The sequence below is a fragment of the Acidovorax sp. LjRoot194 genome, assembly GCF_964253015.1.
GTDB lineage: Bacteria > Pseudomonadota > Gammaproteobacteria > Burkholderiales > Burkholderiaceae_C > Acidovorax.
This window is the reverse complement of the sequence record NZ_CAXUQB020000001.1, coordinates 3,895,930-3,917,058: the sequence shown is the minus strand read 5'-3', so window position 1 is coordinate 3,917,058 and position 21,129 is coordinate 3,895,930. Positions and strand designations below refer to the sequence as shown.

The window sequence follows — 21,129 nt, the reverse complement described above, 5'->3', positions numbered from 1 at the left end:
ATTCAAGTCCCCATGTTTCGCGCGCCCTGAAGTGAACTCTTCCATCCTCATCGACATCAGCCAACTGCGGGTCGGCATGTACATCCAGCTCGATGTGGGCTGGATGCATCACCCGTTCCCGGTCAGCAGCTTTCGCGTGGCGTCGATGGAGCAGATCGCCACCTTGCGCGAGCTCGGCCTGACCGAGGTGCGCTACGTTCCCAAAAAGAGCGACCCCGACCAGCGCGAGCTGGTGCCTGCGGCCTGGCGGGTGCCTGAAATGCCTGCACCACCCAGCGGTGCCGATGCGGCCGGCAATGCCCCTGCGGCCGACCCTGATGCACCGCGTCGCCGCGCGCTGCTGGAGGCGCAAAACCGCGCACTGGCTGTCTGCGACCAGCGCTTTGGTGAGGCCACCCGGCAGTACCAGGCCATGGAGCGTGTGGTGTCCGAACACCCCGACCAGGCGCGCACCAAGGGCGATGCCCTGGTGTCGGGCTGCGTGTCCGAGCTGCTGGAAAACGGCGACTCGGTGATCCGGCTGCTGTCCGAGGGCGTGGGCGAGCGCAATGCCCTGCACCCCATCAACGTCATGGTCATCTCGTTGCTGCTGGGCCGCGCCCTGGGCATGAAGAGCGTGGAGCTGCACGACCTGGGCGTCGCGGCGCTGATCCATGACATGGGCAAGCTCAAGCTGCCGCCCAACCTGCGGCAGGTCACGCCGTCGATGATCCCGATGGAACGCTCGCGCTACGAGACCCATGTGGGGGAGTCGGTGGCATTCGCCATGCGCATGGGCTTTCCGGACACGGTGCTCACCGCCGTGGCGCGGCACCATGAAATGGTCGACGGCAGCGGGTTCCCGCTGCGCCTGTCGGGCCCGGACCTCGGGCGCGCCAGCCAGGTGCTGGCCCTGGTCAACCGCTACGACCGCATGTGCAACCCCGCCAACGGCGTGGATGCACTCACGCCGCACGAGGCGCTGTCGGTCATCTTCGCGCAGCTCAAGTCCAAGTTCGACTCCGTCGTGCTGGGGGCCTTCATCCGCATGATGGGCGTGTACCCGCCGGGGTCCATCGTGCAGCTGGTCAACGACCGGTATGCCATCGTCGCGTCGGTCAACTCGTCGCGCCCGCTGCGGCCCAAGGTCATCGTGCACGACTCGCGCATCCCCAAGGAAGAAGCGCCGATCCTGGACCTGGAAACCGTGCCGGAGCTGGGCATTCGCCGCAGCCTCAAGCCGGCGCAGTTGCCGCGCGACGCGCTGGACTACCTGTCGCCACGCCAGCGCATCTGCTACTTTTTTGAGCGAGCGGTCAACCCCGGCCCCGAAGAGGCCGGCGCGTGACGGTCGTGCAATCCCACGGCTGGCTCGATGGCTTGCAGGAGGCCGTGTGGCTGGTCGATGAATCCAGCCTGCTGATACTGCGGGCCAACGCTGCCGCTGAACGGCTGGCCGGTGCGCCCGTGGCGGCCATGGTGGGCACCTCGGTGCTCGGCCTGGCGTCCACGCCGCAGGACGTCGCTTTCTGGGGCGAGCCTGCCGATGTGGTGGCCGACGGCATCCATTCGCACACCAGCCTGCTGCGGGCCGACGGCAGCCTGGTGCCGGTGGACCGCCAGGTCAGCCGCGTGCCCAATGGCCCGGCCGGCGACACCATCTTCATGGTGACCATGCTGGACCGCAGCATCCAGGCCGCCACCGAGCGCGAGCTGGAGACCCTGCTGTCCGAGCTGCGCGCCACGCTCGACTCCGCCGCCGACGGCATGCTGGTGTGCAATCTGCACGGCCAGGTGCGCGCGTTCAACCAGCGCCTGGCGCAGCTGTGGGGCATTCCGCGCGACCTGCTGCTGGAGCGCGACGATGCCGCGGTCTACGCCCACATGGCCGCGCAGGTGAGCGACGCTGCGGTGTACAACGACCGCATGGCCGCCATTGCGCGCGAGCCCATGCAGGAGAGCACCGACATCCTCACGCTGAAAAGCGGCGTGGTGCTGGAGCTGCGCTCGGTGCCGCAGTTCAGCCAGGGGCGGCCCGTGGGCCGCGTCTACTCGTACCGCGACATCACCCGCCAGACCGAGATCCAGGCCAGCCTGCGCCTGGCGGCCCGCGTGTTCGAGTCCAGCCTGGATGCGATCTTCATCGCCGACAGCCAGCACCGCGTGCTGCGCATGAACCCGGGGTGCGAGCGCCTGGTCGGGCCGTCGGCCAAGTCCTTCGAAGGCTGCATGGCGGCCTCGCTGTTCGGCGGCGGCACCGATATCGCCTTCATGGAGCAGGTCTTGGAAGGCTGGGCGCGCGACGGCTTCTGGGAGGGCGAGCTGTGGCTGCCCCGAGACAACGGTGCGTACTGCGCGGTGCAGCTGTCTTGGGTGGCGCTGCGCGACGACGAGGGCCGGCTGGTGCAGAGCATCGGCTTCATGCGCGACTTGACGCTGCAGCACGCGGCACAAAAGCGCATCGAAGAGCTGGCCTACAGCGACGTGCTGACCGGGCTGCCCAACCGCCTGCTGCTGTCGCAGCGCGTGGACACGGCCATCCAGGGCGCGCGCCAGAGCGACACCGGCTTTGCCATATTGTTCCTGGACCTGGACCGTTTCAAGATCATCAACGACTCGCTGGGCCACCCGTTCGGCGACCGGGTGCTGCAACTGGTGGCCGAGCGTCTGCAGGCCTGCCTGCGCCAGACGGACATGCTGTGCCGACTGGGCGGCGACGAGTTCGTCATCTACCTGCATGGCGGCGACGCGGTGGTGGCCGAAAGCGTGGCCCGCCGCATTCTGGACGACATGCTCAAGCCCTTCATGCTCGATGGCATGGGCTTTTCGATCCAGTGCAGCATCGGCATGGCGCTGTACCCGCAGGACGGCACCACGCTCGACGAGCTCATCAAGCAGGCGGACACGGCCATGTACCGCGTCAAGGAGCGCGGCCGGGGCAGCTACGGCTTCTACCAGCCGCAGATGAACGCCAACCTGCTGTCGCGCATGCAGATGGAGCACGCGATGCGCCAGGCGCTGGGGCAGGACCGCATGGCAGTGCACTACCAGCCGCAGGTCAACATGGCCACCGGCCGCATCACCGGGGCCGAGGCGCTGATCCGCTGGACGGACCCCGAATTCGGCGCGGTGTCGCCCGGGCAGTTCATTCCGCTGGCCGAGGAGTCGGGCTACATCGTGACGCTGGGCGCCTGGGTCATGGAGCAGGCGGTGCGCGAGGCCGCGCAGTGGATGCACAGCGGCATGCCCATCGTGATCTCGGTGAACGTGTCGGCGCTGGAGTTCCGCCAGCCCGACTTCGTGGACCGCATCACGCGCCTGCTGGCCGTGCACCAGCTGCCGCCCACGCTGCTGGAGCTGGAGCTGACCGAAACCATCTTGCTGCAGGACGCGCTGGAGATGGAGCAGCGCCTGCGTGTGCTGGCGGGCCTGGGCATCGGCTTGGCCATCGATGACTTCGGCACGGGGTATTCGAGCCTGGCGTACCTCAAGAAGCTGCCGATCAGCAAACTCAAGATCGACCAGTCCTTCGTGCGCGGCCTGCCCGACGACGACGGCGATCGGGCCATCGTGAGCGCCATCATCAGCATGGGCCGTGCGCTGCACATCGAGGTGGTGGCCGAGGGGGTGGAGACCGAAACCCAGCAGGCCGTGCTGCTGCAGATGCAGTGCGACCATTACCAGGGGTTTCTGTGCGCACCGGGCCTGCCGGCGCCGGAGTTTCGCGCCATGCTGGGCAAGCCGCTGCCGCTCAAGGCGCAGGGCCGGCGCGACGGACTTCAGATCTGAGCGTTGGCGTGGGGGCGCAGAGTGCGCGCGGGGCGGCCTGTGCGGGTGGCTGTGTCGTGCGCCGTGCCACTGCGCCGTTGCATGCGGGTCCTGTGGCCTGGTCCGGCAGGTGGATTCAATGCAAAAAATGCCGCTACCGCTTGATGGATCAGCGCAAGCAGCTATCAATATGGTAGCGTCCTGCTCTCGCGGGTACGCTCTTGCTGCGCCGTAGCCCGCAGCCGCCCGGCAGCCAGCCCAGCCCCGGTCAGGACGCGGCCAGCCCCTTCCAGAGCATGTAAGCCGCCAGCCCGAACAGCAGCGTGGCGAACACGCGCTTGAGCTGCTTGACGGGCAGGTTGTGCGCTGCCTTGGCGCCCAGCGGGGCGGTGAGCACGCTGCAGGTGGCGATCACGGCCAGGGCCGGCAGCCAGATGTAGCCCAGCGATGCGGGGGGCAGGCCTTCCACAGCCTGGCCGCTGATCGCGTAGCCCACCACGTTGGCCAGCGCGATCGGAAAACCCAGCGCAGCGCTGGTGGCCACGGCGTTGTGGATGGGCACGTTGCACCAGGTCATGAAGGGCACGCTCACAAAGCCGCCGCCGGCACCCACCAGGCCCGACAGGAAGCCGATCACCCCGCCCGCAGCCACCTGGCCCGCGCCGCCGGGCATCTGGCGCGTGGGAGCGGGCTTTTTGTCCAGGAACATCTGCGTGGCCGAGAAGCTCACGAACAGCGCGAAGAAGATGGCCAGGAACGAGCCCTTGAGCAGCGCGAACACGCCCAGGCTGGCGATGAAGCCCCCCAGCACGATGCCGGGCGCGAGGCGCCGGGCGATGTCCCAGCGCACCGCGCCGCGCTTGTGGTGGGCGCGCACGCTCGAGATCGACGTGAACATGATCGTCGCCATGGAGGTGGCGATCGCCATCTTCACCGCCAGATCGGGCGACACCTGCCGCGCGCCGAGGATGTAGGTCAGGAACGGCACCAGCAGCATCCCGCCGCCAATGCCCAGCAGGCCCGCGAGAAAGCCCGTGGCCAGGCCCAGGACACCAAGTTCAACGATCAGAAGAGGGTCCAGCATGGCGCAAAAGGAAAGCGTGAGGGCGGCACGGCCGCCAAGCCTGCGCCCTGTCGCCGCCGCGGTGCAGCCGGGCGGCGGGGTGACAGGGGCATGGGGAATAAGGTGTCTGCGATTGCCACCGAACCCTCATCCTGAACCGGGGGTTCAGGTGGGCGAGGGCAGCCAAGTGTTGGGTTCATCTGACGCGAGATGATCACGCTCACCGGACGATGTACCAAGCCCGAGCTCAATGAGCATTGGTTCAAGGAAATATAAAGCCCGGCGGCATCGCAGACACGTCCATTGTAGGCGCTGCCAGGGCACTGCGCTGAAAGACGGTTTTGTAAAGACCGTAAGGCGATGCACCGTGCGCGGTGCGCTGGATGGCAGGGTCGGCAAAGCTTCGGCAGCGCCCGGATTCAGGGCAGGTGGGCGGGCCCCGTCGCTCAGAGAAGCCGGCCGTCTTCGCCCAGCACGTGGTCCAGTTGCTGCACCAGCGACTGCAGCCGCTGGTCGTCGGCGGCGGGCAGCGGGGCCGAGGAAGGGGCCGCTGTCGTCGCCGCGGCAGTGGCCGCTGGCTGGGCGGGGGCGGTGTCCACCGCGGGCCGGGCGGTGGCGGCTGCCAGGTCGGCCGCTTCGCGGTCGGCGATCTCGAATGCGAGGTTCAGGGCTGCCAGCACGGCGATGCGCTCGCGGGCACGCACCTTGCCGGCATCGCGGATGCGGGTCATGGCCGTGTCCACCCGTTCCACGGCGTCCAGCAGGCGGCTTTCGTGGCCCTCGGGGCAGGTCAGCAGGTAGCTTTGCTGCAGGATCTGCACCTCGATTTGCTTCATTCGGATTCTTTCGTGGCAGGGGCTGCGGCGGGCAGGCGCTCCAGCAGGGCGTCCACCCGGGCCCGCGCGGCCGAAAGGCGGGACTTGAGCGAATCGCGCTCCTGCGTGAGGGCTGCCACCTGGTCGGCCAGCAGCGCGTTGGTGCGCTGCAGTTCCGCGTGGCGCAGCAGCAGGCGTTCAACGCGTTCGGCGATCTGGTCGGTGGTCGATGGTGTTGCCATAGAGCCCCCGATTGTAGGGTGGCGGTTTGTAATCGGCCGTAAAATCCCGAGGTTGGTGCTCGCGGTGTGGTTCACATGCCGCAGTTCAACGGGAAGCAGGGAGGCGTGCCACGCATGGCACGCCGAGCCTGCGCTGCCCCCGCAACGGTCAGCGGACGAATCACCCGATTCTCTCTCCATCACAAGCCACTGTGCGCCTTGAACAAGCGTGTGGGAAGGCGTTGGAGGGCGTTCCGCCAGCCCGGATACCGGCCAACACGGTGGCTGCGCCCACGCCTTTTTTGGGCAAAGCGCAGCCGTATCACCCATCTGCTGGCGGGGAGGCCGGCTCGGGTTTTGTTTGTTGACGATGATCCCCATGAAAATCCGTACCCCTCGTGCGCGCATTGCAGCGCCGCTGTGTCTGCAGCCGGCCCTGGCCGCCATGGCCGTTGTGGCTGCCTGTTCTGCGCAGGCCCAGGCGCAGCAAGCGCCGAACAGCGAGGCCGGCAGCCCGGTGCAGATCGCGCAGAACCTGCGCGCGCCGTCGCTCAGCGAGACGGTGGTGACCGCCACCCGCACGCCGCAGCCGCTGTCCGACCTGGTGGCCGATGTGACGGTGATCGACCGCGACACCATCGAGACCAGCGGCGCCACGGGCCTGGCCGATGTGCTGGCGCGCGTGCCGGGCATCGAGTTCTCGCGCAACGGCGGGCCGGGCACGACCACGGGGGTGTTTTTGCGCGGTGCGGAATCCCGCTTCACCGCGGTGTACATCGACGGCGTGCGCATCGACTCGCAGTCCACCGGCGGCGCCGCGTGGGAGGCCATTCCCCTCGCACAGATCGACCGCATCGAAGTGCTGCGCGGTCCGGCCGGCGCGGTCTACGGCTCGGACGCCATGGGCGGCGTGATCCAGATCTTCACCAAGCGCGGTGAAAACGGTGTGGCGCCGTACGTGGGCATCGGCGTGGGCAGCCACAGCACCACCAAGATTGAAGCCGGCGTGAGCGGTGCCACCGGCACCATCGACTACGCGCTCGGCATTGCGCGCGAGAAAAGCAAGGGCTTCAACGCCCGCACGGTGGCCACGCAAAACCCCGACCGCGACGGCTACGAGAGCACGTCGGCCAACGCGCGCCTGGGCCTGCAGATCAATGCCGCGCACCGCCTGGACGCCACGCTGCTCGCCAACGACCTGGACAGCGGCTACGACAACGGCCTGGGCAAGGACGACCGCAACCAGCACCAGCTGCACGCGCTGGGCCTGACCTGGCAGGCGCAGTGGACCACCGCATACAAGACACGCCTGCAGGTCACCGACTCGCGCGACCAGTACGAAACCACGCCCTCGGTGTACCTGAGCGAGACGCACCTGCGCGGCTACCTGTTCCAGAACGAATGGCGCCAGGGCGCGCACCTGGTCACCGCCGCCCTGGAGCGGCGCGAAGACAACCTCGAGAACGCCCCCATCGACCGCTCGCGCTCGCAGGACGCCATCGCTCTGGGCTACGGCTACACCGCCGGCGGCCACACGCTGCAGGCCAATGTGCGCCATGACTCCGACAGCGAGTTCGGCGGCAAGGGCACCGGCAGCCTGGCCTACGGCTATACCTTTGCGCCGCAGTGGCGCGCCACCGCGTCGGTGGGCACGGCGTTCCGCGCGCCCACGCTGTACCAGCGCTTCAGCGAATACGGCGTGGGCTCGCTCAAGCCCGAAAGCAGCCGCAATGCCGAGGTGGGCCTGCGCTGGGCGCAGGGCAGCAACAGCTTCTCGGCCACCGTGTACCGCAACCGCGTGCAGGACCTGATCTCCTTCGGCGCGCCCGGCCCGTGCCCATCGCCCTTCGGCTGCTACGTGAACACCGCGCGCGCCGAGTACAAGGGCGTGACCTTTGCAGGCTCGTACCGCCTGGCAGGTGTGCTCGGCGGCGTGCAGCTGCGCGGCTCGCTCGACCTGCAGGACCCGCGCGACCTGGACACCGGCAAGCAACTGGCCCGCCGCGCCAAGCGCCACGGCACGCTGGGCGCCGACACGCAGCTCGCGGGCTGGACCGTGGGCGCCGAGGTGCAGGCCTCGGGCCGCCGCTTCGACACGGTGGCCAACACCAACGTGCTGGGCGGCTACACGCTGGTCAACCTGTACGCCAGCACCCGCATCGCCCGCGACTTCACGCTGGTGGCGCGCGTGGACAACGTGGGCGACAAGCACTACGAGCTGGCTCGCACTTACGCCACAGCCGGACGCACCGCGTATGTAGGCGTGAAGTGGGCGCCGCAGTAAGCCCAAACATCAACGAGAGAGAGCAGAGAGAGAAGCCCGAAGAATGGTCACCCCGGCACGCTGTCCGGCGATATTGATCGCCGCCCCTGCATCAGGCCAGGGCAAGACCACCGTCACCGCGGCCCTGGCGCGCCTGCATGCGCGCCAGGGCCGGCGGGTGCGGGTCTTCAAGTGCGGGCCCGATTTTCTGGACCCCCACTGGCACCGCCTGGCCAGTGGCGCGCCGGTGCACCAGCTGGACCTGTGGATGAACGGCGCGCACGACTGCGCGCAGCGCCTGCATGCCGCGGCGCAAGAGGCCGACCTGATCCTGATCGAAGGGGTGATGGGCCTGTTCGACGGCGACCCGAGCGCGGCCGACCTGGTCCAGCGCTTCGGCCTGCCGGTGCTGGCCGTCATCGACGCATCGGCCATGGCGGGCACCTTCGGCGCGCTGGCGTTCGGCCTGCAGCACTACCGGCCGGGCCTGCGCTGGGCGGGCGTGCTGGCCAACCGCGTGGGCAGCGCCCGCCATGCGGACATGCTGCGCAAGGGTCTGCGCGATGACGCCGACTGGATGGGCGCGGTGATGCGCGTGCAGCCCGGCACAGCGGCAGCCAACGCGGGCACCGGCAAGCCCGGCGCGCTGCTGCCCGAGCGCCACCTGGGCCTGATCGCCGCGCATGAACTGCCCGACAGCCTGGAGCGGCTCGACGCCGCTGCCGATGCCCTGGCCGCGACACCGCTGGGGCAGATGACGGCATCCGACCTGCAGCGATGGGCGACGGACTTTGCGCCCCCCGTGCAGCCGCCTGCGGTGCCGCCGCCGTTGCTGCAAGGCCGCACGGTGGCCGTGGCGCGCGATGCGGCGTTCTGCTTCATCTACGAGGCCAACCTGCACACGCTGGCGCAACTGGGTGCGCGCGTGGTGCATTTCTCGCCGCTGCACGATGCCGCAGTGCCCGAGTGCGACGCGGTGTGGCTACCCGGCGGCTACCCCGAGCTGCACACCGCGCAGATCACCGCCAACACCGCCATGCAGGCCAGCCTGCGCGCGCACGTCGCGGCCGGCAAGCCGCTGTGGGCCGAATGCGGCGGCATGATGGCGTTGTTCGACGCCATCACGCTGGCCGATGGCAGCACGGCGCCGCTTTGGGGCCTGCTGCCCGGCCACGTCACCATGCACAAGCGCCTGGCGGCGCTGGGGCCGCAGCACCTGACCATCGCCGGGCGGCACACGCTGCGCGGGCACACGTTTCACTATTCCACTGCCGCCAGCACTGCGCCGGTGGTGGCGCGCACGGCCCGATCCGGCGAGGCCGTGGCGGCAGATGCCGGCGAGGCGCTGTACCACCACGGCAGCATCCACGCCAGCTACTTCCACGCCTGGTTCCCTTCCAGCCCCGAGGCCGTGGCCCAATTGCTGGGCGCGCAGGCATCATGACGGCCATGTCCGCACCGCACCCTGCTCCCGCCATCATCACCGAGCTCATCCTGGGTGGCCAAAAAAGCGGCAAGTCCCGCCGCGCCGAACTGCTGGCGCGCGACTGGCTGGCGCAGTCCGCCGACCACCGCGCGGTGCTGATCGCCACCGGCCAGCCCTGGGACGACGAGATGCGTGAACGCATCGCGCGCCACCAGCGCGACCGCGCCGAGCGCGTGCCGGGCCTCGCGACGGTGGAGGAGCCGCTCGACGTGGCGTCCGCCATCGCGCAGCGCAGCACCGCGCACACGCTGCTGGTGGTGGACTGCCTCACGCTGTGGCTCACCCAGTGGACGATGCCCTTGGACGCCGAGAGCATGAATTTGGAGCAAAAACAGGCCCTGTCGCGCAACTGGCAAGCGCAAGCAGCTATGTTTTTAGGAGCAATCGCTGCATCCCCCGGCCCCGTCATCCTGGTGGGCAACGAGATCGGCCTGGGCGTCATCCCCCTGGGCCGCGAGGTGCGCGCTTTTGTCGATGCGCTGGGCGCCCTCAACCAGCAGGTGGCCCAGGTGTGCCCCCGCGTCACGCTGATGACCGCGGGCCTGCCCCTCACCTTGAAGGAGCCCGCCGCATGAAGCCGACCCCCGTGCGCCGCATCCTGTGGGTGGTGGCGATCCTCATCGCGCTGTGCCTGCTGATGGCGGGGCTGGCGCGTGCGCAGTCGGTGCGCATCCAGGACGACCGTGGCCGCGAGATTGCGCTGGCGCAGCCGCCCCAGCGCATCGTGAGCCTGCTGCCATCGCTGACCGAGAGCGTGTGCGAGCTGGACCAGTGCCACCGCATCGTGGGCACGGACCGCTATTCCAACTGGCCCGAGGCGGTGATCGGCAAGCTGCCCAAGGTCGGCGGTGGCCTGGACCCCAGCATCGAGGCCATCGCGGCCCTCAAGCCCGACGTGGTGCTCATGTCCGTCAGCTCCCGCGCCAGCGACCGGCTGCAGGCGCTCGGTATCACCGTCGTGCAGCTCGAACCCAAGACCCATGCCGACGTGCGGCGCGTGCTGGGCACCATCAGCGACCTGCTGGGCGTGCCCCGGGCGCAAGGCTCCGACCGGCAGTGGCGCACCATCGACGCCGCCGTGCAGGCGGCAGCCCAGTCGCTGCCGCCCAAGGCGCGCAACCTGCGGGTGTATTTCGAAGTGAGCCGCGGCCCGTATGCGGCCAGCGAGTCGTCCTTCATCGGCGAATCGCTCACGCGCCTGGGCGTGCGCAACGTGGTGCCCGCATCGCTCGGCCCCTTCCCGCGCCTGAACCCCGAATACGTGGTGCGCGCCAACCCCGATGTGCTGATGATCGGCAACAGCAGCATGCAGACCATGGTGCCGTACCCCGGCTGGTCCACGATGCGCGCCGTGCGCGAAAACCGCGTGTGCGTGTTCGGCCCCGGCGATGCCGAAGTGGTGGTGCGCCCCGGCCCGCGCATGGCCGAGGCCGCCCGCATCATGGCCCGGTGCCTTGTGGAGAAGGCCCGGTGACGCCTTCCCCCCACCCGGCCATGCCCACTGCCGCAGGCGCCCGCCGCGCCGCGTGGTGCGCGCTGTGGTTGGGTCTGGCCAGCGCGCTGCTGCTGGTGCTGGGCACCGCCGTCGGCAGCACGGGGCTCGAGAGTCTGGTGCACATGGGCGAAGACCCCGTGGCGCGCCAGATCGTGTGGGACATCCGCCTGCCGCGCACCCTGGGCGCCTGGCTGGCCGGCGCGCTGCTGGGCCTGGCCGGCGCGGTGGCGCAGGGCCTGTTCCGCAACCCGCTGGCCGACCCGTACCTGCTGGGCAGCGCCTCGGGCGCGGCGCTGGGCGGCGCGGTGGCCATGGCGATGTTCGGCGTGTCGCCGGTGGCAGCGCAGTGGATCGCACGCATCGGCATCACCGGCATGGCCTTCGTCGGGGCCGCCGGGGCCGTGGTGCTGACGCTGGTGCTGGCCCAGGGCGTGCAGCACACGCTGCGGCTGCTGCTGGCTGGTGTGATCGTGGGCGTGGTGCTGGGGGCCGTGCGCGACCTGGTGGAGCTGGCCTCGCCCGACATCCTGCAGGCCATGCAGGCCTTCATCCTGGGCAGCACGGCCTTCGTCGGCTGGATCGCCTGCACCCTGATGCTGGCCGCCTGGGCCCTGTGCGCACTGCTGGCCTGGGTGCTGGCGCGCGCGCTCGACGGCCTGACCTTGGGCGAGTCCACCGCCGCCAGCCTGGGCCTGCCGCTCGGCCCCATGCGCGCCGGCCTGGTGGCCGCGATGGCGCTGGCCACCGGCACGGCCGTGGCGCAGACCGGGCTGATCGCCTTTGTCGGCCTGGCCGCACCGCACCTGGTGCGCTCCATCGTGCGCGTGACGCACGAGCGGCACATCCTGTTGTCCAGCCTCATGGGCGCGGTGCTGCTGCTGGCCGCCGACATCCTCGCGCGCTGGATGCTGGCACCGCAGGAGCTGCCCGTCGGTGTGCTCACCGCCGCGCTGGGCGGCACCTACCTGCTGTGGCTGATGCACCGGCGCACCGCACGTGGAGGCAGCCTGTGACGGGCGCGGCATTGAGCGTCCACGGCATGACCGCGCGCGTAGGCGGCGCCGAGGTGCTGCACGGCATCGACCTGCACCTGCCCGCGGGCCGCTGGACCAGCATCGTCGGGCCCAACGGCGCGGGCAAGTCCACCCTGCTCAAGGTGCTGGCGGGCCTGCTGCCACGCGGCCAGGTGGACGGCCAGGTGGCGCTGCTCGGCCGCCCGCTCACCCAGGTGCCGGCGCGAGAGCGGGCGCGAACGCTGTCCTGGCTGGGCCAGAACGAAGGCTCGGCCGACGACCTCACGAGTTACGACGTGGCCATGCTGGGCCGCCTGCCGCACCAGCCCTGGCTGGCCCCACCATCGCCCGCCGACCACGCCGCCGTGGAGCAGGCGCTGCGCACCACGCAGGCCTGGGACTGGCGCGACCGCCCCTTGTCGCAGCTGTCGGGCGGCGAGCGCCAGCGTGTGCTGCTGGCGCGTGCGCTGGCGGTGCAGGCGCAGGTGCTGCTGATGGACGAACCCCTGGCCAACCTGGACCCGCCGCACCAGACGGACTGGCTGCACACGGTGCGCGCCCTGGTGGCCGGCGGCGCCACAGTGGTCAGCGTGCTGCATGAGGTGTCGCTGGCGCTGCAGGCCGATGAGCTGGTGGTGATGGCCAAGGGCCGCGTCACGCATCAGGGTGGCTGTGATGAGCCCGCCACGCACCGCGCGCTGGAGGCGGTGTTTGACGACCGCATCGCGGTGCACGCGCTGCTGGGGCAGTGGGTGGCGTTGCCGCGCTGATGATTTTTTCTGTTTGGCTTTTGTTTTGTTTTTGTTTCAACCAAGGAGTCGTGACATGCACATCGAACCCGGGCTGGTGGATACCACCAAGATCTTCCTGAGCTACGCGACGGGGGCCACGGCGCTGCTGTATGCGGGCACGCTGGCGGTGGACATGGTGAAGCAGGAGGGCGTGGTGGCTTTGCTGTTGCGCTCGGTGTTCACCACGGCGCTGGTGTTTGCGTTCTTCGAGCTGCTGCCGCACCACCCGGTGGGGGTGTCGGAGGTGCATTTGATTCTAGGCACGACCTTGTTGTTGCTGTTTGGGGCTGCGCCTGCGTGCATTGGGTTGGCGGCGGGGTTGTTGATCCAGAGCGTGTTTTTTGCGCAGCAGGATTTGCCGCAGTACGGGATGAATGTGACGACGTTGCTGGTGCCGTTGTTTGCCACTGCTGCGATTGCCAAGCGCATCGTGCCGGAGAGCATGGCGTATGTGGACATGACGTATGCGCAGACGTTCAAGTTGTCGGTGGCTTACCAGGGGGGGATCGTGGCCTGGGTGGCGTTCTGGGCTATTTATGGTGCGGGGGTTGGGTCTGCGAATCTGGAGAGCATTGGTACTTTTGGTGCTGCTTACATGATGGTGGTGTTGTTGGAGCCGCTGGTGGATCTGGGTGTGTTGGCGGGGGCCAAGGCTTTGCGTCGTTTCGAGGGCTCTGCGTTCGTTGAGCGTCGGTTGCATCAGGCTGTTTGATTTGTGATCGTGACTCGTTGTTGCTTCGGTTGGTGTATCAAGTGCGGAGGCCGGGATGTGCGCCCGGCGGCGCACCTTCTTTCTTTTGCGTCGCCAAAAGAAAGAAGGCAAAGAAAAAGCGACCCCCAGTCTGCGACCCCCATCGCCCGTTGGGCGAAGGGGGCAACCTGCGATGCTCGGTCGTGGGGTGGCGTCGCAGAACTCGCTGCGTTTGGCCGCAGGCCAAACTACGCTCAAACAACTGCGACGAGTCAGATCACGAAGTGCGTGTGTCCTGCGGCACACGCACCCACCCCACGCCCTGCGCTTCTCGGCGCAGCCAGCAGGGGTGGGGAGCGGGCTCCACACGGGCCATTGCTTCGCTCGGCCCGGGTTGCCTCGCTGCGCTTCGGCCTGAGCAGAGCGGCCGCGCCGGTGTTGTGGGCAGCGCGCAATGCGGCAACCAAGCATCGCTATCTGATGCGTCACCTACGTTGGAGTAGTGGCAGGGAGTTGTCTGAAGATGAACTATTGTTTCCCTCTGCCTTGGCGACCTCGCGACGCTTTGATCTAAGCAGAGCGATTGCGCCAGTGTCGTGGGCAGCGCGCAGCGCGTCCCCCACCCCCGGCGCCGCTGCCCAGGCAGCAGCCGGGTGGTATTCACCCCCTGCTGGCTGCGCCGAGAAGCGCAGGGCCGGGGGTGGGCGTGTGTGCCGCAGGACACACACGCTTCGTGATCTAGCTCGTCGCAGATGTTTGAGCGGAGCGGGGCCAACGGCCCCGCGCAGCGAGTTCTGCGACGCCACCCCCGGCCCGAGCATCGCAGGTTGCCCCCGTTCGCCCGCCAGGGCGAACGGGGGACGCAGACTGGGGGTCGCCTTCTCTTTGGTGACTTTCTCTTGGCGACGCAAGAGAAAGTTACTGCGCCGCCGGGCGCACACCCCGGCCTCCGCCCTCTGCAAAGAAGCAGAAGTCGCCATCGCCACACGGACGAAATAGAGCCTGAATCGAAACCATGCAAATCGAATCCCCCCCTATCCTCCGCGACACCCCCAAACCCCAAGGCGAACGCAGAGGCCTGATCCTGGTCCACACCGGCACCGGCAAAGGCAAAAGCACAGCCGCCTTCGGCCTCGCCCTGCGCGCCCACGGCCGTGGCAAGACCATCAAGGTCTACCAGTTCATGAAGGTCCCCACCGCCCGCTTCGGCGAACACCGCCTGTTCGAGCAACTCGGCGTCCCCATCGAAGGCCTGGGCGACGGCTTCAGCTGGAAGAGCCGCGACCTCGACCACTCCGCGCAACTCGCGCTCGACGGCTGGGCCAAGGCCGAAACCACCATCCGCGCAGGCGCGCACTTCATGGTCGTGCTCGACGAGATCATGTACCCCCTGCGCTACGGCTGGATCCCGCTCGAATCCATCCTCACCTGCCTGCGCGAACGCCCGTCGCACGTGCACGTCGTGCTCACCGGCCGCAACGCACCGGCCGAGCTGATCGAGCTGGCCGACACCGTCACCGAGATGACCCTCATCAAGCACCACTTCAAAGCCGGCGTGCCCGCCCAGCGCGGCATCGAGGACTGATGAAGCATTGATCTGATTTGATCTGATCTCATCTGATTTGATGCCGAACGCCGTGCACGCACCCATGCCGATACCCCTGCCCATGACCCGCACCCGCCTGCTGCACCCCACCGTGCCGGCACTGGCGGTGCTCGGCCTGCTGGGCGGTTTCGCCGTGGCATCAGCCCAGGCACAACAGCAGCAGCCACAACAACACCGCATCATCACCCTGTCCCCCTCGCTCACCGAGACCGTCTGCGCCCTCGGCCACTGCGCCGAGCTGGTCGGTACCGACCGCTATTCCAGCTGGCCCGGCACGGTCGCCAAACTGCCCAAGGTCGGCGGCCTGCAGGACGCGCAGATCGAACGCATCGTGGCCCTGCGGCCCGACATGGTGCTGCTCGGTCCACGCAGCAGGGCAGGGGAGCGGCTGTCGGCCCTGGGCGTACCCGTGCAGGTGTTCGATGCGCGCACCCATGCCGACCTCCAGCGCATGCTGCTCAGCGTGGGCCAGTCGCTCGGCGAATCGGCCCGCGCGGCTGAGCTGGTGGCACGCATCGACCGCGAACTGGACGCTGCCGCGCGCCGCATGCCGGCCCACCTGCGCGGGCGCAGCGTGTATGTCGAGGTGGGCGTGGGGCCGACTGCGGCCAGCGCGGCCAGCTTCATCGGTGAGACCATCGCCCGGCTGGGCCTGGTCAACATCGTGCCCGGCGACCTGGGGCTGTTCCCGCGCGTCAACGCCGAGATGGTGGTGCGCGGCGCGCCCGACCTTGTCATCGGCCCGGCCGCCTCGCTCATGAACCTGGCGGAGCGGCCCGGCTGGTCGGGCATGAGAGCGCTGCGCCAGCACCAGGTCTGCCAGCTCGACACCGACCGCATGGACCTGCTCTCACGCCCCGGCCCGCGCCTGGGCGAGGCGGCGCACATGCTGGTCGATTGCCTTTCAGGGTTGCCGCAAGCCTTGCGTTGATCCACACATCCTGACTCCCACCATTTTCTGACTGGAGACCTCCATGCAACAAGTCCACAAGATCCCCGCCACCATCGTCACCGGCTTTCTGGGCAGCGGCAAGACCACGCTGCTGCGCCACCTGCTGACCCACGCGCAGGGCAAGCGCATCGCTGTCATCGTCAACGAGTTCGGCGAGCTCGGTATCGACGGCGAGCTGCTGCGCAGCTGCGGCATCGGCTGCGACGAGAACGGGGTGGAGAACGGCCAGCTGTTCGAGCTGGCCAACGGCTGCCTGTGCTGCACCGTGCAGGAAGAGTTCGCGCCCGTGATGGAGCAACTGGCCGCGCGCCGCGACCAGATCGACCACCTTGTCATCGAGACCTCGGGCCTGGCGCTGCCCAAGCCGCTGGTGCAGGCCTTCCAGTGGCCCGCGCTGCGCAACGTGTTCACGGTGGACTCGGTGATCACCGTGGTCGATGCGCCCGCCGTGGCTGCCGGTCAGTTCGCCGATGACCCGGTGGCGGTGGACGCCCAGCGCCGTGCCGACGACAACCTGGACCACGAATCGCCCCTGCACGAGCTGTTCGAAGACCAGTTGGCCACCGCCGACCTGGTGGTGCTGCACAAGACCGACGGGCTGGACGCCGACGCCCTGGCCCGTGTCGAAGCCATCGTGCGCGGCGAGACCCAGCCGGGCGTGAAGTTCGTGCACGCCCAGCACGGCCGCATCGACCCCAGCGTGCTGCTGGGCCTGGGCCACGCGGTGGAAGACGTGATCGACGCGCGCAAGACCCACCACGACGAGGAAGAAGACCACGACCACGACGAGTTCGAGTCGGTGCACGTCACGCTCGACGTGACCGACCGCGCCCGCCTGGTGGAGGCCTTGGTCGCCCTGGTGCAGCGCCACGAGATCTACCGCATCAAGGGCTTCGTGGCCCTGCCGGGCGCGGCCATGCGCCTGGTGGTGCAAGGCGTGGGCCAGCGCTTCGACAGCCACTTCGACCGCGCTTGGCGCGCAGGCGATGCGCGCGCTACGCGCCTGGTCGTGATCGGCGACCACCTGGACGCTGCGGCCCTGCAGGCCGAACTGCAATCGGCACTGGCCGAACCCGCTGCCACCACCGTCTGAGGCGACACCCATGCATCTGCTTTCCACACGCCCGGGTGGCTACGTCGAGGACGGGGGCCAGGGCCTGGTGCGCGTGGAGCAGACGCCCGGCGACATCGTCATCCTGAGCGCGGCCGACACCACGCTGTCGCTGCTGTCCGATGCGGCGGCCAGCCTGGGCGATGGATTCCCCAGCGTGCGCCTGGCCAACCTGATGTGGCTGCGCCAGCCCGCGTCCACCGACATGTACGTGGACGACGTGCTGCGCCATGCACGCGTGATCGTCATCGACCACCTGGGCAGCCCCAGCGACTGGGCCTATGTGGTGGAGCAAGCGATGTCGCTGGCCGGCAAGCACCGCCAGTGGCTGGCCCTGTTCTCGGGCGACAACATCGAAGACCCGCAGCTTCTGATGCGCAGTACCGCCAGCCCCGAGGACTGCCACCAGCTTTGGCGCTGCCTGCGCGAGGGTGGGCGCGACAACGCGCTGGCGTTCTTTGCGCTCATCGGCCATGCGGCCTTCGGCATCGGCCCGCGCCCGGCGCCACCCCGGGCGCTGCCGCCGGTGATGGCCTACACCCCGGCCGCCGCAGCGCCGTGGATTCCCGACGCGCCGGTGGCGATGCTGGTGTTCTACCGCGCGCACATTCAGTCGGGCAACACGGCGGTGTTCGATGCGGTGCATGCGGCGCTGGCAGACGTGGGGCTCAACACCCTGGCCGTGGGCGTGGACTCGCTCAAGAACCCCGAGAGCCTGGCCGCGCTGCAGGCCATGGCCGCCGCGCAGGGCGTGGGCATCGTGCTCAACGCCACGAGCTTTGCCGTGGCCTCCATCGACGGCAGTGACGATGACGACGCGCAGGCCATCACCCTGGCGGGCGATGCGCCGGTGCTGCAGGTCATCACCGCCGGCTGCTCGCTGGAGCAATGGCAGGACGACCCGCATGGCCTGGCGCCGCGCGACCTGGCCATGCAGGTGGTGCTGCCCGAGGTGGACGGGCGCATCGGCGCGCGCGCCATCAGCTTCAAGGGCCTGGCCTGGCGCTGCGAGCGCACCGAGGTCGATGTGGTGCGCTACCAGCCCGAGCCCGAGCGCATCGCCTTCGTGGCCGAACTCGCGCGCCGCTGGTGCGTGCTGCGCAGCAAGCCGCAGGTCGACAAGCGCGTGGCGCTCATCCTGGCCAACTACCCCAACGACGATGCGCGCCTGGCCAACGGCGTGGGCCTCGATACACCGGCCTCCACCGTGCTGATTTTGCAAGCGCTGCGCGACGCGGGCTACACCACGGGCGATCTGCCCGAGGGCGGCGATGCGCTGATCGCGCAGCTGGTGGCGGGCGTGACCAACAACCTCGACGCCAACGCCGACCGCCCCGCGGGCCAGAGCCTGGCCATGGCCGACTACCTGGCCGACTTGGGCGCGCTGCCGCAGGCCAGCCAGGACGCGGTCAACGCCCTGTGGGGCCAGCCCGGCGCAGACCCCATCGTGCGCAGCGGGCGCTTCATGGTGCCCGGTGTTCGCCTGGGCAACGTCTTCGTGGGCATCCAGCCCGCTCGGGGGCGCGACCTGGACCTGGTGGCCACGTACCACGATGCCGACCTGGTGCCCACGCACGGCTACCTGGCCTTCTACTTCTGGCTGCGCCGCGCGTTCGCGGTGGACGCGGTGGTCCACGTGGGCAAGCACGGCAACCTCGAATGGCTGCCGGGCAAGAGCGTGGCGCTGGGCGCCGCGTGCTGGCCCGATGCCATCCTGGGCCCGCTGCCGCACCTGTACCCGTTCATCGTCAACGACCCGGGCGAGGGCAGCCAGGCCAAGCGCCGCACGCAGGCGGTCATCATCGACCACCTGATGCCCGCGCTCACGCGCGCCGAGACCTACGGCCCGCTGCAGCAGCTCGAACGCTCCATGGACGAGTACTACGAGGCGCTGTCGCTCGACCCGCGGCGCGCCAAGCTGCTGCGCCAGAGCATCCTCGACCAGGTGCTGAAGAACGGCCTGCACCAGGAACTGGGCTTTGCCCCGCCGGCCGACGATGCGCAGCGCGAGGCGCTGCTCGGCCGGCTCGACGCCTACCTGTGCGAGATCAAGGAGTCGCAGATCCGCGACGGCCTGCACATCCTGGGCCGCTCGCCGCGGGACCGCCAGCGCACCGACACGCTGGTGGCGCTGGCGCGCTTTCCGGGCGGCTCGGCGCCAGGGCAGGGCAGCCTGCTGGTGGCGCTGGCCCGTGACCTGGAACTGGGCGATTTCGACCCGCTGAACCCCGAGTGGGCCGCACCGTGGACCGGCCCGCGCCCCGCGGCGCTGCAGGCCCTGGGCGACGAGCCCTGGCGCCACGTGGGCCACACGCGCGAGCGGCTCGAAAAGCTGGCCGTGCAGTGCGTGCAGCAGCACCTGGCGGTGGACGATGCAGGGCACATCGTGGGCCTGCCCATGGACGCCGCGCAGTGGCCGCACAGCGCCGCGGTTTTAGCGCGCATGCGCACGGTGCTGGCCCCTCGGCTGGATGCCTGCGGCCCCAACGAGATGGGCCAATTGCTGCGCGGCCTGGCGGGCAGGTTCGTGCCGCCCGGCCCCAGCGGCGCGCCTTCGCGCGGCCGGCCCGACGTGCTGCCCACGGGGCGCAACTTCTACTCGGTGGACACGCGCGCCGTGCCCACGCCCACGGCCTATGGCATGGGCGCGCTGGCGGCCGACCGCGTGGTGGAGCGGCATTTGCAGGACCACGGCAGCTTTCCCACCGCGGTGGGCCTGTCGGTCTGGGGCACCAGCACCATGCGCACGGGGGGCGAGGACATCGGGCAGGCCTTTGCGTTGCTGGGCGTGCGGCCCCGATGGGCGCCCGGCAGCAGCCGCGTGGTGGACATCGAAGTGCTGCCCATGGCGATCCGCAACCGCCCGCGCATCGACGTGACGCTGCGCGTGTCGGGCTTCTTTCGCGATGCCTTCCCGGGCGTGATCGATTTGTTCGACACCGCCGTGCGCGCGGTGGCCGCCATTTCCGCAGACGATGAGCCCGACGACGTGAACCCTATCCGCGTGCGCGTGCAGCGCGAGGCCGCCGAGGCCCAGGCCCAGGGCATGGCCGCCGACGACGCCGAGCGCCGCGCCACCTGGCGCGTGTTCGGCCCGCGCCCCGGCGGTTACGGCGCAGGGCTGCAAGAGATCATGGCCAGCGGCCGCTGGAGCACGTCGGACGACCTGGCCCAGGCCTACCTGCGCGCGGGCGCCTTCGCCTACGGGCAGGGCGGCCACGGCGAGGCCGCGCGCGCCGCCTTCGAGCAGCGCCTGGCTGCGGTGGACGCGGTGCTGCACAACCAGGACAACCGCGAGCACGACATCCTCGACTCGGACGACTACTACCAGTTCCAGGGCGGCATGGCCGCGGCCGTGCAGCACCTGGCCGGCGCGCCGGCCGCGCTGTACCACGGCGACTTCAGCACGCCCGGCGCGCCGCGCATCCGCACGCTGAGTGAAGAAGTCGCCCGCGTGGTGCGTGCCCGCGCCGTCAACCCCAAGTGGATCGACGGCGTGAAGCGCCATGGCTACAAGGGCGCTTTCGAGATCGCAGCCACGGTGGACTACCTGTTCGCCTTCGACGCGACCACCGGCGTGGTGGGCGACCACCAGTACGCGCTGGTGGCCGACGCCTACCTGCACGACGACGCCACGCGCGATTTTCTGCAACAACACAACCCGCTGGCCCTGCGCAGCATCGGCGAGCGTTTGCTCGAAGCCATGCAGCGCGGCCTGTGGGCCGAGCCCGGCGAGCACCGCGAGCGCATCGAAGAGCACCTGCTGGAGCTCGAACACCGCTTAGAAACTCAGGGCGAAGGACGCTGAAGTGAAACACCCCCTGAGTCGCTTCGCGCCTTCCCCCTCTCTCGTCTCGCTGCGCGAGTCGGGAGGG

General features: G+C 69.4%; 16 protein-coding genes and 1 riboswitch. Of the genes, 13 read left to right on the top strand and 3 right to left on the bottom strand.

The annotated features are described in order from the left end of the window. Nucleotides 1–31 precede the first annotated feature (31 nt). The gene (locus tag ACSQ3N_RS17735; RefSeq protein WP_436146976.1) at nt 32–1,327 is read left to right on the top strand and encodes an HD-GYP domain-containing protein; all 1,296 of its coding nucleotides are present in this window, start codon (nt 32–34) and stop codon (nt 1,325–1,327) included. Continuing rightward, entirely contained in the window at nt 1,324–3,768 is a 2,445-nt protein-coding gene (locus ACSQ3N_RS17730) for an EAL domain-containing protein (RefSeq protein WP_436146975.1), read from the top strand. The genes ACSQ3N_RS17735 and ACSQ3N_RS17730 overlap by 4 nt, the downstream gene beginning before the upstream one ends. A gap of 247 nt (nt 3,769–4,015) precedes the next feature. Here ACSQ3N_RS17730 and ACSQ3N_RS17725 read toward each other — a convergent pair whose 3' ends face one another. From ACSQ3N_RS17725 to ACSQ3N_RS17715, 3 genes are all read right to left on the bottom strand, one after another. Beyond that, nucleotides 4,016–4,831 (bottom strand): sulfite exporter TauE/SafE family protein, encoded by an 816-nt coding sequence (locus ACSQ3N_RS17725; RefSeq protein WP_056169577.1) that lies wholly within the window; start codon nt 4,829–4,831, stop codon nt 4,016–4,018. 425 nt (nt 4,832–5,256) lie between these two features. Further along, entirely contained in the window at nt 5,257–5,646 is a 390-nt protein-coding gene (locus ACSQ3N_RS17720) for a cell division protein ZapA (protein ID WP_436146974.1), read from the bottom strand. Next, nucleotides 5,643–5,867, bottom strand: a complete 225-nt coding sequence (locus tag ACSQ3N_RS17715) for a hypothetical protein (RefSeq protein WP_056169572.1) — start codon at nt 5,865–5,867, stop codon at nt 5,643–5,645. The genes ACSQ3N_RS17720 and ACSQ3N_RS17715 overlap by 4 nt, the downstream gene beginning before the upstream one ends. A 36-nt stretch (nt 5,868–5,903) precedes the next feature. After that, a riboswitch (cobalamin riboswitch) is annotated at nt 5,904–6,138 on the top strand. 87 nt (nt 6,139–6,225) lie between these two features. On the opposite strand from ACSQ3N_RS17715, the gene ACSQ3N_RS17710 reads away from it, so the two are divergent. From ACSQ3N_RS17710 to cobN, 11 genes are all read left to right on the top strand, one after another. Then, nucleotides 6,226–8,130, top strand: a complete 1,905-nt coding sequence (locus tag ACSQ3N_RS17710) for a TonB-dependent receptor domain-containing protein (protein WP_436146973.1) — start codon at nt 6,226–6,228, stop codon at nt 8,128–8,130. 43 nt (nt 8,131–8,173) lie between these two features. Further along, nucleotides 8,174–9,553, top strand: a complete 1,380-nt coding sequence (locus tag ACSQ3N_RS17705; protein ID WP_436146972.1) for a cobyrinate a,c-diamide synthase — start codon at nt 8,174–8,176, stop codon at nt 9,551–9,553. Beyond that, nucleotides 9,550–10,170, top strand: coding sequence for a bifunctional adenosylcobinamide kinase/adenosylcobinamide-phosphate guanylyltransferase (locus tag ACSQ3N_RS17700; protein WP_436146971.1), 621 nt, complete (start codon nt 9,550–9,552; stop codon nt 10,168–10,170). The genes ACSQ3N_RS17705 and ACSQ3N_RS17700 overlap by 4 nt, the downstream gene beginning before the upstream one ends. After that, nucleotides 10,167–11,069 carry an ABC transporter substrate-binding protein gene (locus ACSQ3N_RS17695; protein WP_056169562.1) on the top strand — a complete coding sequence of 301 codons (903 nt, stop codon included), beginning with the start codon at nt 10,167–10,169 and terminating at the stop codon, nt 11,067–11,069. Before ACSQ3N_RS17700 ends, ACSQ3N_RS17695 begins: the two co-directional genes overlap by 4 nt. Before the next feature lie 20 nt (nt 11,070–11,089). Beyond that, nucleotides 11,090–12,103 (top strand): FecCD family ABC transporter permease, encoded by a 1,014-nt coding sequence (locus ACSQ3N_RS17690; protein WP_436146970.1) that lies wholly within the window; start codon nt 11,090–11,092, stop codon nt 12,101–12,103. A 26-nt stretch (nt 12,104–12,129) separates the two neighbouring features. Continuing rightward, complete coding sequence (locus tag ACSQ3N_RS17685; protein WP_436146969.1) at nt 12,130–12,873, top strand: ABC transporter ATP-binding protein; 744 nt, start codon at nt 12,130–12,132, stop codon at nt 12,871–12,873. Nucleotides 12,874–12,928: 55 nt separating this feature from the next. After that, nucleotides 12,929–13,606: an energy-coupling factor ABC transporter permease gene (locus tag ACSQ3N_RS17680; RefSeq protein ID WP_436146968.1), complete on the top strand. Its 678-nt coding sequence runs from the start codon at nt 12,929–12,931 to the stop codon at nt 13,604–13,606. Nucleotides 13,607–14,600: 994 nt separating this feature from the next. Next, a complete protein-coding gene (gene cobO / locus ACSQ3N_RS17675) occupies nt 14,601–15,170 on the top strand; it encodes a cob(I)yrinic acid a,c-diamide adenosyltransferase (RefSeq protein ID WP_056169549.1) in 570 nt (189 codons plus the stop codon). An 82-nt stretch (nt 15,171–15,252) separates the two neighbouring features. After that, the gene (locus tag ACSQ3N_RS17670; RefSeq protein ID WP_436146967.1) at nt 15,253–16,122 is read left to right on the top strand and encodes an ABC transporter substrate-binding protein; all 870 of its coding nucleotides are present in this window, start codon (nt 15,253–15,255) and stop codon (nt 16,120–16,122) included. Nucleotides 16,123–16,165: 43 nt separating this feature from the next. Further along, nucleotides 16,166–17,236, top strand: coding sequence for a cobalamin biosynthesis protein CobW (cobW, locus tag ACSQ3N_RS17665; RefSeq protein WP_436146966.1), 1,071 nt, complete (start codon nt 16,166–16,168; stop codon nt 17,234–17,236). Between the two features lie 10 nt (nt 17,237–17,246). Next, the gene (cobN, locus tag ACSQ3N_RS17660; protein ID WP_436146965.1) at nt 17,247–21,062 is read left to right on the top strand and encodes a cobaltochelatase subunit CobN; all 3,816 of its coding nucleotides are present in this window, start codon (nt 17,247–17,249) and stop codon (nt 21,060–21,062) included. The last annotated feature ends 67 nt before the right edge of the window (nt 21,063–21,129 follow it).

Bases quoted from the DNA above. Each gene is read 5' to 3' on its own strand.
- ACSQ3N_RS17680 (WP_436146968.1), top strand. From the start codon at position 12,929: ATGCACATCGAACCCGGGCTGGTGGATACCACCAAGATCTTCCTGAGC.
- cobO (WP_056169549.1), top strand. From the start codon at position 14,601: ATGCAAATCGAATCCCCCCCTATCCTCCGCGACACCCCCAAACCCCAA.
- ACSQ3N_RS17725 (WP_056169577.1), bottom strand. From the start codon at position 4,831: ATGCTGGACCCTCTTCTGATCGTTGAACTTGGTGTCCTGGGCCTGGCC.
- ACSQ3N_RS17720 (WP_436146974.1), bottom strand. From the start codon at position 5,646: ATGAAGCAAATCGAGGTGCAGATCCTGCAGCAAAGCTACCTGCTGACC.
- ACSQ3N_RS17685 (WP_436146969.1), top strand. From the start codon at position 12,130: ATGACCGCGCGCGTAGGCGGCGCCGAGGTGCTGCACGGCATCGACCTG.
- ACSQ3N_RS17700 (WP_436146971.1), top strand. From the start codon at position 9,550: ATGACGGCCATGTCCGCACCGCACCCTGCTCCCGCCATCATCACCGAG.
- ACSQ3N_RS17670 (WP_436146967.1), top strand. From the start codon at position 15,253: ATGACCCGCACCCGCCTGCTGCACCCCACCGTGCCGGCACTGGCGGTG.
- ACSQ3N_RS17695 (WP_056169562.1), top strand. From the start codon at position 10,167: ATGAAGCCGACCCCCGTGCGCCGCATCCTGTGGGTGGTGGCGATCCTC.
- ACSQ3N_RS17690 (WP_436146970.1), top strand. From the start codon at position 11,090: ATGCCCACTGCCGCAGGCGCCCGCCGCGCCGCGTGGTGCGCGCTGTGG.
- cobN (WP_436146965.1), top strand. From the start codon at position 17,247: ATGCATCTGCTTTCCACACGCCCGGGTGGCTACGTCGAGGACGGGGGC.
- ACSQ3N_RS17715 (WP_056169572.1), bottom strand. From the start codon at position 5,867: ATGGCAACACCATCGACCACCGACCAGATCGCCGAACGCGTTGAACGC.
- ACSQ3N_RS17710 (WP_436146973.1), top strand. From the start codon at position 6,226: ATGAAAATCCGTACCCCTCGTGCGCGCATTGCAGCGCCGCTGTGTCTG.
- ACSQ3N_RS17705 (WP_436146972.1), top strand. From the start codon at position 8,174: ATGGTCACCCCGGCACGCTGTCCGGCGATATTGATCGCCGCCCCTGCA.
- cobW (WP_436146966.1), top strand. From the start codon at position 16,166: ATGCAACAAGTCCACAAGATCCCCGCCACCATCGTCACCGGCTTTCTG.